The sequence below is a fragment of the Photorhabdus laumondii subsp. laumondii genome, assembly GCF_003343245.1.
GTDB classification, from domain to species: domain Bacteria; phylum Pseudomonadota; class Gammaproteobacteria; order Enterobacterales; family Enterobacteriaceae; genus Photorhabdus; species Photorhabdus laumondii.
This window is the reverse complement of sequence record NZ_CP024901.1, coordinates 791116-803978: the sequence shown is the minus strand read 5'-3', so window position 1 is coordinate 803978 and position 12863 is coordinate 791116. Positions and strand designations below refer to the sequence as shown.

The 12863-nt window shown below is 43.1% G+C and carries 11 protein-coding genes, 2 tRNA genes and 1 rRNA gene; 7 read left to right on the top strand and 7 right to left on the bottom strand.

All coding sequences use genetic code 11. The features are described 5' to 3' along the window. Nucleotides 1–124: 124 nt before the first annotated feature. The 4 genes from PluTT01m_RS03595 to gmhB all read right to left on the bottom strand — a co-directional run bounded on the left by PluTT01m_RS03595 (nucleotide 125) and on the right by gmhB (nucleotide 2974). Nucleotides 125–200: transfer RNA gene (locus tag PluTT01m_RS03595), tRNA-Ala, on the bottom strand. A 132-nt stretch (nucleotides 201–332) separates the two neighbouring features. Further along, nucleotides 333–409 (bottom strand) — tRNA-Ile (locus PluTT01m_RS03590). A 69-nt stretch (nucleotides 410–478) separates the two neighbouring features. Then, a 16S ribosomal RNA gene (locus tag PluTT01m_RS03585) occupies nucleotides 479–2023 on the bottom strand. Nucleotides 2024–2407: 384 nt separating this feature from the next. Further along, nucleotides 2408–2974, bottom strand: coding sequence for a D-glycero-beta-D-manno-heptose 1,7-bisphosphate 7-phosphatase (gmhB, locus tag PluTT01m_RS03580; protein ID WP_011145074.1), 567 nt, complete (start codon nucleotides 2972–2974; stop codon nucleotides 2408–2410). A gap of 195 nt (nucleotides 2975–3169) precedes the next feature. Here gmhB and metN point away from each other — a divergent pair, with 195 nt between their 5' ends. From metN to proS, 6 genes are all read left to right on the top strand, one after another. Then, nucleotides 3170–4201, top strand: a complete 1032-nt coding sequence (metN, locus tag PluTT01m_RS03575) for a methionine ABC transporter ATP-binding protein MetN (protein ID WP_011145073.1) — start codon at nucleotides 3170–3172, stop codon at nucleotides 4199–4201. Next, a complete protein-coding gene (locus tag PluTT01m_RS03570) occupies nucleotides 4194–4847 on the top strand; it encodes a methionine ABC transporter permease MetI (RefSeq protein ID WP_011145072.1) in 654 nt (217 codons plus the stop codon). Before metN ends, PluTT01m_RS03570 begins: the two co-directional genes overlap by 8 nt. Nucleotides 4848–4912: 65 nt before the next feature. After that, entirely contained in the window at nucleotides 4913–5728 is an 816-nt protein-coding gene (locus PluTT01m_RS03565) for a MetQ/NlpA family lipoprotein (RefSeq protein ID WP_011145071.1), read from the top strand. 142 nt (nucleotides 5729–5870) lie between these two features. Then, nucleotides 5871–6269, top strand: a complete 399-nt coding sequence (rcsF, locus tag PluTT01m_RS03560) for an Rcs stress response system protein RcsF (protein WP_011145070.1) — start codon at nucleotides 5871–5873, stop codon at nucleotides 6267–6269. Further along, entirely contained in the window at nucleotides 6266–6973 is a 708-nt protein-coding gene (gene tsaA / locus PluTT01m_RS03555; RefSeq protein ID WP_011145069.1) for a tRNA (N6-threonylcarbamoyladenosine(37)-N6)-methyltransferase TrmO, read from the top strand. The genes rcsF and tsaA overlap by 4 nt, the downstream gene beginning before the upstream one ends. 125 nt (nucleotides 6974–7098) lie before the next feature. Next, a complete protein-coding gene (proS, locus tag PluTT01m_RS03550) occupies nucleotides 7099–8817 on the top strand; it encodes a proline--tRNA ligase (protein WP_011145068.1) in 1719 nt (572 codons plus the stop codon). 101 nt (nucleotides 8818–8918) lie between these two features. Here the strand turns inward: proS and nlpE are convergent, their stop codons facing one another. Further along, nucleotides 8919–9590: an envelope stress response activation lipoprotein NlpE gene (gene nlpE / locus PluTT01m_RS03545; RefSeq protein WP_011145067.1), complete on the bottom strand. Its 672-nt coding sequence runs from the start codon at nucleotides 9588–9590 to the stop codon at nucleotides 8919–8921. Between the two features lie 334 nt (nucleotides 9591–9924). Here nlpE and rof point away from each other — a divergent pair, with 334 nt between their 5' ends. Continuing rightward, the gene (rof, locus tag PluTT01m_RS03540) at nucleotides 9925–10191 is read left to right on the top strand and encodes a Rho-binding antiterminator (protein WP_011145066.1); all 267 of its coding nucleotides are present in this window, start codon (nucleotides 9925–9927) and stop codon (nucleotides 10189–10191) included. A 32-nt stretch (nucleotides 10192–10223) separates the two neighbouring features. On the opposite strand, the gene tilS is transcribed toward rof, so the two are convergent. Together tilS and accA are read right to left on the bottom strand one after the other, a co-directional pair. Continuing rightward, entirely contained in the window at nucleotides 10224–11552 is a 1329-nt protein-coding gene (gene tilS / locus PluTT01m_RS03535) for a tRNA lysidine(34) synthetase TilS (RefSeq protein ID WP_011145065.1), read from the bottom strand. Between the two features lie 338 nt (nucleotides 11553–11890). Next, the gene (gene accA, locus PluTT01m_RS03530; protein WP_011145064.1) at nucleotides 11891–12850 is read right to left on the bottom strand and encodes an acetyl-CoA carboxylase carboxyl transferase subunit alpha; all 960 of its coding nucleotides are present in this window, start codon (nucleotides 12848–12850) and stop codon (nucleotides 11891–11893) included. Between the last annotated feature and the right edge of the window lie 13 nt (nucleotides 12851–12863).

Here is a 12863-nt window from a genome sequence, read left to right as displayed (position 1 = left end):
GATACCTCAATAATACCTCGGCGATATTATTGAGCATTTCAATTTTTCAGCTTGTTCCAGATTGTTAAAGAGCAAAATAATTCGCAGCATACTGTCGCCAATATACTCTGAATTAGGTTGAGTATGGTGGAGCTAAGCGGGATCGAACCGCTGACCTCCTGCGTGCAAGGCAGGCGCTCTCCCAGCTGAGCTATAGCCCCATACAGAAATAGACCGCTATCGCAGAGTTTTCTTCAAACCTTTTCATCGCAGCCAGTTTCAACGCGAATCACGCAGTGTGCGCGAGCACATGAGTAATGCAGCGTTCGAAAATGGCAAAGAGGAAAAGCGTTTGGTAGGCCTGAGTGGACTTGAACCACCGACCTCACCCTTATCAGGGGTGCGCTCTAACCACCTGAGCTACAAGCCTATCACGATAACGTTATTCTCTTCTTTCATCAGACAATCTGTGTGAGCACTGCACTCAACCTATCTCAGGTAAGGAGGTGATCCAACCGCAGGTTCCCCTACGGTTACCTTGTTACGACTTCACCCCAGTCATGAGCCACAAAGTGGTCAGCGCCCCCCTTTCGGTTAAGCTACCGACTTCTTTTGCAACCCACTCCCATGGTGTGACGGGCGGTGTGTACAAGGCCCGGGAACGTATTCACCGTAGCATGCTGATCTACGATTACTAGCGATTCCGACTTCATGGAGTCGAGTTGCAGACTCCAATCCGGACTACGACAGACTTTGTGTGTTCCGCTTGCTCTCGCGAGGTCGCTTCACTTTGTATCCGCCATTGTAGCACGTGTGTAGCCCTACTCGTAAGGGCCATGATGACTTGACGTCATCCCCACCTTCCTCCGGTTTATCACCGGCAGTCTCCTTTGAGTTCCCACCTTCACGTGCTGGCAACAAAGGATAAGGGTTGCGCTCGTTGCGGGACTTAACCCAACATTTCACAACACGAGCTGACGACAGCCATGCAGCACCTGTCTCTCAGTTCCCTAAGGCACTTCGCTGTCTCCAGCAAATTCTGAGGATGTCAAGAGTAGGTAAGGTTCTTCGCGTTGCATCGAATTAAACCACATGCTCCACCGCTTGTGCGGGCCCCCGTCAATTCATTTGAGTTTTAACCTTGCGGCCGTACTCCCCAGGCGGTCGATTTAACGCGTTAGCTTCGGAAGCCACCGTTCAAGACCGCAACCTCCAAATCGACATCGTTTACAGCGTGGACTACCAGGGTATCTAATCCTGTTTGCTCCCCACGCTTTCGCACCTGAGCGTCAGTCTTCGTCCAGGGGGCCGCCTTCGCCACCGGTATTCCTCCACATCTCTACGCATTTCACCGCTACACATGGAATTCTACCCCCCTCTACGAGACTCCAGTCAACCAGTCTTAGATGCCATTCCCAGGTTGAGCCCGGGGATTTCACATCTAACTTAATTGACCGCCTGCGTGCGCTTTACGCCCAGTCATTCCGATTAACGCTTGCACCCTCCGTATTACCGCGGCTGCTGGCACGGAGTTAGCCGGTGCTTCTTCTGCGGGTAACGTCAAAATCTAACCCTCTTCAGGCTAAACCCTTCCTCCCCGCTGAAAGTACTTTACAACCCGAAGGCCTTCTTCATACACGCGGCATGGCTGCATCAGGCTTGCGCCCATTGTGCAATATTCCCCACTGCTGCCTCCCGTAGGAGTCTGGGCCGTGTCTCAGTCCCAGTGTGGCTGGTCATCCTCTCAGACCAGCTAGAGATCGTCGCCTAGGTAGGCCATTACCCTACCTACCAGCTAATCCCATCTGGGTTCATCCGACGGCGTGAGGCCCTTTCAGGTCCCCCACTTTGGTCTCGCGACATTATGCGGTATTAGCCACCGTTTCCAGTGGTTATCCCCCGCCCTCGGGCAGATCCCCAGACATTACTCACCCGTCCGCCGCTCGTCAGCAAAAGTGCAGGCACTTTCCTGTTACCGCCCGACTTGCATGTGTTAGGCCTGCCGCCAGCGTTCAATCTGAGCCATGATCAAACTCTTCAATTTAAATCAAAGTTTGATGCTCAAAGAATTCTGACTAATTATTTCGTAATGAATTAACTGTTGTTCACTCTTCAAGACTTTAAAACGTATTTTTTTGTGATACGGTCTCGTGAGTGCCCACACAGATTGTCTGATTAATTGTTAAAGAGCAGGCTGACATAAAAAATAACATTCTCGTTCAGCCGGGCTGCGTATATTACGCTGTTCGCCCGCAGAGTCAAGCACTGATTATCGCTTTCTCTGCCCGACCTCACAATGTTTATCAGCGTTGTGTCGGTCAGTGGTGGCGCATTATAGGGCGTTCTTTGACGCTGGCAAGCATTTATTTGAAAAAAACTTTTATTCGAGGATTTTTTCAACAAAATGATGATATAAAGAACAAAAAGCCTATTTTTTGATGCCTTTAATTGCTTTAGGTAAGTCTGCAAGACTATTTATTATCAAATTAGCCGCTTGTTCAGCTTCAGTGTTAACGGGTTTACCTGTGCGAACTAATACTTTAGTGCCAATTTTTGCCAACGTCGCGGCTTGCATATCTTCGAGTTTGTCACCAATCATAAAAGAAGCCGTCATATCGATACTCAGCTCCCTCTGCGCATCCAGTAACATACCCGGCTGCGGTTTACGGCAGTCACAACTCTTCTTATATTGCTCTTCAGTTGCATCTGGGTGATGAGGGCAATAATAAATGCCATCCAAATCCACACCACGGTCTGCTAGCGACCAATCCATCCATTCCGTCAGTTGCAAAAACTGCTCTTCATCGAAAATTCCACGGGCAATACCTGACTGGTTTGTGACTAATACCAGTGCATACCCCATCTTTTTCAATTCAATCATGGCTTCAATGACACCATCGATAAATTGAAAATCATCTATTTCATGTACATAACCATGATCGATATTTATTGTTCCGTCACGATCCAAAAATACGGCAGGAATACCTTGTGTCACCCGATTGCTCCAAAAATGTAAGAAGCCCCCAGTATCGCATGATTTAGCCATGAATGAGAATGCAGCAATTAATTTATTCACAGTTGACTTAGACGTCTAGACACCTTAACATCCGATTAAACGGGTGGTTTGCTTTTTCAAAAATGTTCAAGCTATCAATTTTCAAAATTTTTATAAAAATAAATAAGAATAAAAATGATAAAACTGTTTCATATCAATAAAATATTCCAGCAGGGTGCCCGTTCTATTAACGCGCTTTCAGATATCAGCCTGCATGTTCCGCAAGGGCAAATTTACGGTGTTATTGGCTCATCCGGCGCAGGTAAAAGTACACTAATTCGCTGTGTAAATATGCTTGAGCGCCCAACTTCCGGGCAAGTATTGGTTAATGGTCAGGATTTAACTATCTTGTCTGATAGTGATTTAACTCGTGCACGTCGTCGTATCGGCATGATTTTCCAACACTTCAATTTGCTCTCTTCAAGAACAGTGTTCGGCAACATAGCTTTGCCTTTGGAATTGGATAACATTCCAAAAGCCGAAATCAAAAAACGGGTAGATGAGCTATTGGAGCTTGTTGGTCTTACAGATAAGCATGATGCCTATCCAGCAAATCTCTCTGGCGGACAGAAGCAACGTGTTGCTATTGCCCGTGCTCTAGCTAATTCACCTAAAGTACTTTTATGTGATGAAGCAACCAGCGCTCTAGATCCTGCAACAACTCGTTCTATTCTAGAATTATTGAAAGATATTAATCGCCGTTTGGGGCTAACTATTCTGTTAATTACACATGAAATGGATGTCGTCAAACGTATTTGTGACCAAGTAGCCGTTATCAGTGGCGGGCAACTGATTGAACAAGACATTGTTAGTGAAGTATTCTCTCATCCCAAGACACCTATCGCTCAGGCATTTATTCAGTCAACTTTGCATCTGGATATCCCTGAAGATTATGTACAAAAAATGCAAAGCCACCCAGCACCAAATCTTAGTCCATTATTGAAATTAGAGTTCACCGGTCAGTCTGTAGATGCTCCACTGATTTCAATGGCAGTACGTCGTTTTAATATTGATATGAATATATTAAGTTCTCAAATCGACTATGCCGGTGGCGTAAAATTTGGTGTGATGTTAGCTGAATTACACGGTGAAAATGGTGGCGTTGAGTCAACGATTAAGTTTTTACAAGATCATCATGTGAAAGTAGAGGTTCTCGGTTATGTCTGAAGGAATGATGTTATTACTGGCTAAAGGCGTCTGGGAAACTCTAGTAATGACTTTTGTTTCTGGTTTCTTTGGCTTCATTATCGGGCTGCCGATAGGTGTATTGTTATATGTCACCCGTCCCAATCAAATTATGGAAAATAGTAAACTCTATCGTTTTCTTTCAGCGGTAGTTAATATTTTCCGTTCTATCCCATTTATTATTTTACTGGTGTGGATGATTCCTTTTACCAGACTAATTGTGGGAACATCGATCGGTTTACAAGCTGCCATTGTCCCATTAACCATAGGTGCTGCACCATTTATTGCTCGTATGGTGGAAAATGCTTTATTAGAAATTCCATCGGGACTCATTGAAGCTGCTAGAGCAATGGGAGCATCCCCATTCCAGATTATAAAGAAAATTCTGTTACCTGAAGCATTACCTGGTTTGCTCAATGCAGCCACAATTACCCTCATAACTTTAGTCGGTTATTCTGCAATGGGAGGTGCGGTAGGTGCAGGCGGATTAGGCCAGATTGGTTACCAATACGGATATATCGGCTATAATGCAACAGTAATGAATACCGTATTAGTGTTACTGGTTATTTTAGTTTATTTAATTCAATTAAGTGGTGACCATTTAGTCAAGGCCACAACACGTAAATAACAAGATTATTTTAATAGCAGTACCTGTGTCGGTGCTAATAAATCAGTATTCTATAGGGGTAAAGTATGTCTGTTAAATTAAAAACCATCGCAACTATCAGCGCTCTTTTAGGTTCATTAATTCTGTCTGGCTGCGGGCAGGAAAAACAAGATCCAAACCATATTAAAGTAGGCGTTATCGTTGGTGCAGAGCAGGAAGTGGCTGAAATTGCAAAAAAAGTCGCTAAAGATAAATATGGTCTTGATGTAGAACTGGTAACCTTTAATGATTTTGTATTGCCAAACGAAGCTCTGAGCAAAGGCGATATTGATCTGAATGCATACCAGCACAAACCCTATATGGATCAGCAAATCAAAGATCGTGGTTATAAGATGGTCACCGTTGGCAACTCTTTTGTTTATCCAATTGCGGGTTATTCCAAAAAAATTAAGTCCTTGGATGAATTGCAGGATGGTTCCCAAATTGCGTTACCAAACGATCCAACGAACTTAGGCCGTTCTTTATTACTGTTACAGAAACAAGGTTTAATTAAATTGAAAGATGGCATAGGCTTATTACCAACGGTTCTAGACGTTGTTGAAAATCCTAAGAATTTAAAACTAGTCGAATTGGAAGCACCACAATTGCCACGTTCACTGGATGATCAAAAAATTGCTCTCGCCATCATTAATACAACCTATGCAAGCCAGATTGGTCTGACTCCAGCAAAAGATGGTTTATTTGTTGAAGATAAAAATTCTCCATATGTAAACCTACTGGTTAGTCGAGAAGATAATAAAGATGCTGAAAACGTTAAGAAATTCGTTAAGGCATATCAATCAGACGAAGTTGATGAAGCTGCCAATAAGATCTTTAATGGTGGTGCAGTGAAAGGTTGGTAATCTTTCATATTACGTTCATCGATATTAGAATAATCAGGCGGACAGATTGTCCGCCTGATTTATTATGGCATCATGTTTTCGGTATTTTTTGTTAACCTGATCGACTCGCTTAACTCTAACAGTAAAAATTCGAGGATCTATCATGCGTAGGCTACTTGCCTCTTTATTAGCACTGTCCATAACAGGATGTTCAGTACAACAAGCAACATTTCCTGACGCTTCCCAGTTATCAGATATGAAGTACACAAAACTATCAACCGGAGAAAAAAAACATTTCTCTTCATCCGTAAAGTTATATACCAAAAGTGAAGAATTATTAGGTGTCTCATTTAAAGATTTAGGGATTGTTTCTGGTCAATCGTGTCGTAGTTCCTTACAGGATCCACCCGCAAATATCATCGTGGCTCGCAACCAGATGATGACCAAAGCAGCTTATTTGAATGCTAACGCTGTTTTATTGCATCAATGCGAAATATTATCAGGCCAAGGATGCTACCAGATAGCAATATGTGAAGGTTCAGCCTTGCTTATCACCCAATGACCGATTTCCATTTCACGCAGATAGGGGTTATCCACTCCCCTTATAAAGAAAAATTTGCCGTTCCCCGCCAACCCGGTCTTATTGAAGATGGTGGTGGGAAACTGGTACTTCTTCCTCCCTATAATCAACCGGATGCAGTTCGTGGTCTGGAACAATTTAGTCATCTGTGGGTTATTTTCATCTTCCATCAAACAATAGAAGGCGGCTGGAAGCCAATGGTGCGTCCTCCTCGTTTAGGTGGCAATGCAAAAATGGGCGTATTCGCAACCCGTTCGACTTTTCGGCCTAATCCAATTGGCATGTCTCTGATTGAACTTAAAGGAATCGAATACAGGAAAGGTCGAGTTATTCTGGAACTGGGTAGCCTGGATTTAGTTGATGGTACGCCGGTTATCGATATTAAGCCTTATCTGCCTTTCGCTGAATGTCAGCCACATGCAATGGCGGGTTTTGCGCAGCAAGCTCCTTCTACCAATATGGAAGTGGTATTTTCGCCTGCCGCTGAGCAACAGCTAATCTCAATTCAAAATATTTATCCGAATTTACGCCGTTTTATCAGTCAAGTTTTAGCCCAAGATCCTCGTCCAGCTTACCGGAGAAGAGAACAGGAAAATCGGGAATATGCTGCTCATTTACTGGATTTTAATGTACGCTGGAAAATCTGTGGCACATTGACCGAAGTAGTCTCCATAGATCCCCATTAAAAATCAGCATATACCCTTTTGGCATCTTAAACTCACTGGTAGACTAAAGACTTATTTTCGTTTTTTTATTGGCTGGCAAATTTCTGCCAGTCAGAAGCAATTTGCTGCTCTAATGGAACCTAACAATGCGTACTAGCCAATATCTGCTCTCTACATTAAAAGAGACTCCTGCCGATGCGGAGGTTGTCAGCCATAAGCTGATGCTGCGTGCGGGCATGATCCGTAAGCTCGCTTCAGGTCTGTACAATTGGATGCCTACAGGTATCCGTGTACTCAAAAAAGTCGAAAAAATTGTTCGAGAAGAGATGAACAATACCGGAGCGATTGAAATATCTATGCCCGTCGTACAACCGGCAGATCTATGGCAAGAAAGTGGCCGCTGGGAACAATATGGTCCAGAGTTACTGCGTTTTGTTGACCGAGGTGATCGTCCTTTTGTACTAGGCCCAACTCATGAAGAGGTCATCACTGATCTGATCCGCAATGAAGTCAGCTCATATAAGCAGTTACCACTGACTCTATTCCAGATCCAGACTAAATTTCGCGATGAAGTTCGCCCTCGTTTTGGCGTGATGCGCTCCCGTGAATTCCTAATGAAAGATGCTTACTCTTTCCATGCTACCCAGACATCATTACAAGAAACTTACGACAACATGTACGAAGCCTACAGCAAAATTTTTACCCGTATAGGTTTGGATTTTCGTGCTGTTCTGGCTGATACCGGTTCCATCGGTGGTAGTGCTTCTCATGAATTTCAGGTTCTGGCAGCCAGTGGAGAAGATGATATCGTCTTCTCCACTGAATCCAACTACGCAGCCAATATTGAATTAGCCGAAGCTGTTGCCCCCGCTCATGATCGCGCAGTACCAACAGAAGATATGCATCTGGTAGATACCCCAAACGCAAAAACAATTGCTGAACTGGTTGAGCAATTCAATCTACCAATTGAGAAAACAGTTAAAACCCTGATGGTTCACGCAGCAGAAGGAACAAGTCATAAATTGATCGCCTTACTGGTTCGCGGCGACCATGAACTTAATGAAATCAAGGCAGAGAAATTATCTTTAGTTGCCAGCCCACTGACTTTCGCTACCGAAGAAGAGATTCGCTCAATTGTTGGTGCAGGCCCGGGTTCATTGGGACCTGTCAATCTGCCAATACCTGCTATTATTGACCGCAGTGTGGCAGTGATGAGTGACTTTGGCGCAGGTGCCAATATCAATGACAAACACTATTTCGGTATTAACTGGGAGCGTGATCTACCAGTACCAGAGGTTGCTGATATCCGTAATGTTGTTGAAGGTGATGCCAGCCCGGATGGTAAAGGTACATTGCTCATCAAACGTGGTATTGAAGTGGGCCATATCTTCCAGCTTGGCACCAAATATTCTGATGCCATGAAAGCGACGGTTCAAGGCGAAGACGGCCACAATCAGATAGTCACTATGGGCTGTTATGGTATTGGCGTCACTCGTATTGTCGCCGCAGCGATTGAACAAAATCACGATGACCGCGGTATCATCTGGCCTGATGCAATTGCACCATTCCAAGTTGCTATTTTGCCAATGAATATGCACAAGTCATACCGTGTTAAAGAAGTTGCAGAGAAACTGTATGCCGATCTACGCGCTAGCGGTATTGATGTTATTTTTGATGATCGCAAGGAACGCCCAGGCGTGATGTTTGCCGATATGGAGCTTATCGGTGTACCACACACTGTCGTTATTGGTGACCGTAATCTTGATAATGGCGAAGTAGAATATAAACATCGTCGCAATGATGAAAAACAGATGCTGAAACTAGACAATGTTGTTGATTACCTGAAGCAACAACTTGGTTGTTAATTAGGATTATTCAGTAACTTATTGAATAACGTGGTGATAATGGTCATATCGCAACAGAGCATTTTACGCTGCTTAGCCCATTATCACCATTCATACTGAAGCTAGAATTGTTTCTTCATATTACAAGATTTCGATTTATCGAAATGGATTTTACCTGTCTGAATCAAGGCAGGATCAAATTGCCCATCTTCCATTGAAGGACGGACGCTGTAATAGCCTTCAACTTCAACATAAACCGGCGTTCCACCTTCCACACCGACTTGGTGATAGCCTTGCTCCAAATCCAGACTTTCCGTTACAGCATACCGCTTACCCGTACTACAATCTGTAAACAAAGCAGCATCAGCCATATAACTGTATTCACCCGCCAATTTCTTCGGTTTTACCCGTTGCAGTTCATAATTGAATGATGATTCAATTTTATTGCCTTCAATATCCAGCATTACCAGGTTTTCACCTTTCGACAGATAATAAGATTTCTGGTCGTCTGATTTTGTCAGGCGAATTTTCTCTCCATCTTTCGCCCATAGACCGGATTCAAAGAACGACTGGTCACCATCACGAGCGCCAATATAAGTTTGTTCCAGAATATAAGTACCGTCATTATCCAATAACAGTGTGGTATCAATACCAGAACAATCAGCACAAGGAAGAGCACCATGAAAAGTCTGATCTACTGGCTGTGAACTCATTTGCTGTGCTGAGTTACCTTTACATCCCATCAAAGCAGATACGCCCACAGCAACTAACGCTGTCAAAAGTTTTTTATTCACATTTATCTCCACACAGTATAATGAGCTTTATAATTCTCATCTTATAAGTAACACAAGGAACATAGCGATTATTCAAGCTTAATAGCGTAAATACTGTCCTTCTTAAGGATGTTACTCAATAATAGCAAAATAACGTGGGCCGATTTTAATACTTCTGTCAGGAACTTGCTGTGAAATAAGACTTTTATTTACTTACTGTTCAGAATGAATAACCAAAGTTATTCATTAATCACGATTGATTTCCTGTGCTATAGTCATTAATAGTGCTTTTGAGTTACAATTTTTAACAACCACGGGCGGCAATAACCGCCACTAACCATAGTGGTGAGCGAATATGTCTATAAATACTGAATATCAACCAATTAACTGTGACGACTACGACAATCTTGAGTCAACTTGCCAACATCAGCTCCACCTCCACATAAAGTTGCGGGGTGGGGAAGTTATTGAAGGAAAAGCCTGTGATTTGGTTTTAAGAAAAAAAGTTGAATACTTGATCATTGAAACAGAAGGTAAACCTTGTGAATTGCGGTTAGATCATATTGCTAGTTTCAGTCACCCTAAGATTGGCACTATTATTATTGAACCCTCTGAATCTTGATAGAAAACAGCCGCCTTTGGCGGCTTAACTTTTTATTTTAACAGCGTTTTATGCCAGTTCATTGTTAACATCTTCCTTCCTTCTGCCGCTTCACTTTCCTTGGTGACAAAAACACCTAACGCCGCTATCAATTGTTCGTTGTAATAAAGCAATGGAATTCGCTCTCTAAGCCATGGAGCAACCCCAAGCTCTTGCCACAATTTTTTACTATGCCGGGAGTGTTGACGCCCCACAATACTTATCATTCCCTGGACACCAAAGCGAATAGTCACTCGTTCATTATCAGCCGGGACCCTTACTTGAATACCGCGGTCAGCAATATTCAATTCTCCTAAGCGATCCGGTAATACCAAAGTATTGCAAATATCCCACTCAAGAATAGTCTCTCTCAAAGATTGCCACTGAGGAACCAACCAGAGTTTTTGCTTATAACGGCGTACATCATATTTACCAAATTGTAGCCGAGGCTCCGCATCAGTACGAGCCAGAGCTACCTCATACCAAAGCCGGTTAAGCTGCTCTCGTGAAGGCATTTTCATCCCATGGTAACCAAACCAACGGCGTAACAAAGCATTTCGTTTAGCTTCTGAACATACAGCCAAAGACACAATACCCAAAGCACCATCTTGGGTTATCAACTCTTTCAAAGACTCATTCAGTAACTCATCTAGAAGCTGCTCTTGTTCACCACATAAACTTGCACTACGAGCAGCAGCTTTAGGGAAATGCGACCAACGTTGATTTAGTAACGGCATGATATGTAAGCGCAGAAAATTTCTGTCATAACGATCATCTTGATTACTATCGTCTTCAATCCAATTCAGACGATGTTTACTGGCATACTTTTCCAATTCATTCCGGCTATAGTCAAGTAACGGACGTAACAATAATGTATCAGCAAATACAGCGATTGAAGGCATAGAAGCAAGACCTGCCGGACCACTACCTCGCTTTAATGCCAGTAAAAAAGTCTCCGCCTGATCATCAAGATGTTGAGCTGTTACCAAAACTTCATCTTTTTGTAATTCGCTCTTGAATACCTGATATCGAGCATCACGAGCAGCAGCCTCAATCCCCTTTTGACGAGCATCTATCGTTACTCTTGCAGAATGAAACTCCACTTGCCAGTCATCACAGATCAGCTGACAATGTTCAATCCACTGATCTGCTTTTAGGTTTAAACCGTGGTGAATATGTATTGCCCTTAGTTGAATTTTCTGATTATGTTGATTACGCCAATTAACCAATAAATGAAGCAAAACAGAGGAATCTAGCCCACCACTGAATCCAACCAGGATTTTCTTATATTCACCAAGCTGTTTAGCCAAGGTGACAAATAGTCTCTCATCAATGTTTGCCATTATAGATTCAAGAGTTCCTTAGCTTGCAATAATATGAATTCATTATTATACCCGTTATCTTTCAAGTTGCTTCTTTGTTGGCTGCACTCACTCACCCCAGTCACATAGTTATCTATGCTCCCGGGGATTCGCTCCCTTGCCGCCGCGATGCATCTTGAAATCCATAGGGTATATACTTTAGTAAGTTTAAAACCTCTGTCAGTCAGATAATGTTCTTCACTACTTTCATTAACAATATGAAATGATAAAAAGAAGCAGAAACAGTAAAGGATGGAAGTGACTGAAATTTATCATTTCCAGTCAGTTACCATCCCTTATCCAAACAATTAATTCAAATATCAGCAATAACCATATTGCATCAAGCGCTGATATCGGCGGTTGACTAATTCTTCAGATGTCAAATGATCAAGCTCTGCCAGGTCAATCAACAACTGAGCTTTCAACGACGTGGATATTGCTTCATAGTCACGATGAGCACCACCTAATGGCTCTGAAATCACAGTATCGACCAACTCCAACTCTTTCAAACGAGGAGCAGTGATCCCCATAGCTTCTGCCGCCAAAGGTGCTTTTTCCGCGCTTTTCCACAAAATTGAGGCACAACCTTCTGGGGAGATAACAGAATAAGTACTATATTGCAGCATATTCACTTTATCACCAACACCAATCGCCAATGCACCACCAGAGCCACCTTCACCAATCACAGTACAAATAACAGGCACAGACAGGCGGGACATTTCACGCAAGTTGCGAGCTATCGCCTCAGATTGACCACGTTCTTCTGCACCAACCCCAGGATATGCACCAGGAGTATCAATGAAAGTAATAATTGGCAGTTTAAAACGCTCTGCCATTTCCATCAGGCGCAAAGCTTTACGATAACCTTCTGGCGCTGGCATACCGAAATTACGGCGAATTTTTTCTTTGGTTTCACGGCCTTTTTGGTGACCAATCACCATCACTGGACGTCCATCAATACGAGCCAGACCACCCACAATTGCTTTGTCATCAGCATAAGCACGATCACCAGCAAGCTCTTCAAAATCAGTAAAAATATGCTGAATATAGTCCAACGTATAAGGACGACGTGGGTGACGAGCAAGCTGAGCAATTTGCCAGGCACCTAAATCTGAAAAGATTTTGCGAGTCAATTCCAGACTTTTTTCCCGCAAACGTTGTACTTCTTCATCCAGATTTATATCTAATTTTTCACCTTGACGGCTAACTGCGGTTAGCGAATCAATTTTCGCTTCCAGCTCGGCAATCGGCTGTTCAAATTCAAGAAAATTCAGACTCATAACATTCCTAATT

Bases quoted from the DNA above. Each gene is read 5' to 3' on its own strand.
- metN (WP_011145073.1), top strand. From the start codon at position 3,170: ATGATAAAACTGTTTCATATCAATAAAATATTCCAGCAGGGTGCCCGT.
- PluTT01m_RS03570 (WP_011145072.1), top strand. From the start codon at position 4,194: ATGTCTGAAGGAATGATGTTATTACTGGCTAAAGGCGTCTGGGAAACT.
- PluTT01m_RS03565 (WP_011145071.1), top strand. From the start codon at position 4,913: ATGTCTGTTAAATTAAAAACCATCGCAACTATCAGCGCTCTTTTAGGT.
- rcsF (WP_011145070.1), top strand. From the start codon at position 5,871: ATGCGTAGGCTACTTGCCTCTTTATTAGCACTGTCCATAACAGGATGT.
- tsaA (WP_011145069.1), top strand. From the start codon at position 6,266: ATGACCGATTTCCATTTCACGCAGATAGGGGTTATCCACTCCCCTTAT.
- proS (WP_011145068.1), top strand. From the start codon at position 7,099: ATGCGTACTAGCCAATATCTGCTCTCTACATTAAAAGAGACTCCTGCC.
- rof (WP_011145066.1), top strand. From the start codon at position 9,925: ATGTCTATAAATACTGAATATCAACCAATTAACTGTGACGACTACGAC.
- tilS (WP_011145065.1), bottom strand. From the start codon at position 11,552: ATGGCAAACATTGATGAGAGACTATTTGTCACCTTGGCTAAACAGCTT.
- accA (WP_011145064.1), bottom strand. From the start codon at position 12,850: ATGAGTCTGAATTTTCTTGAATTTGAACAGCCGATTGCCGAGCTGGAA.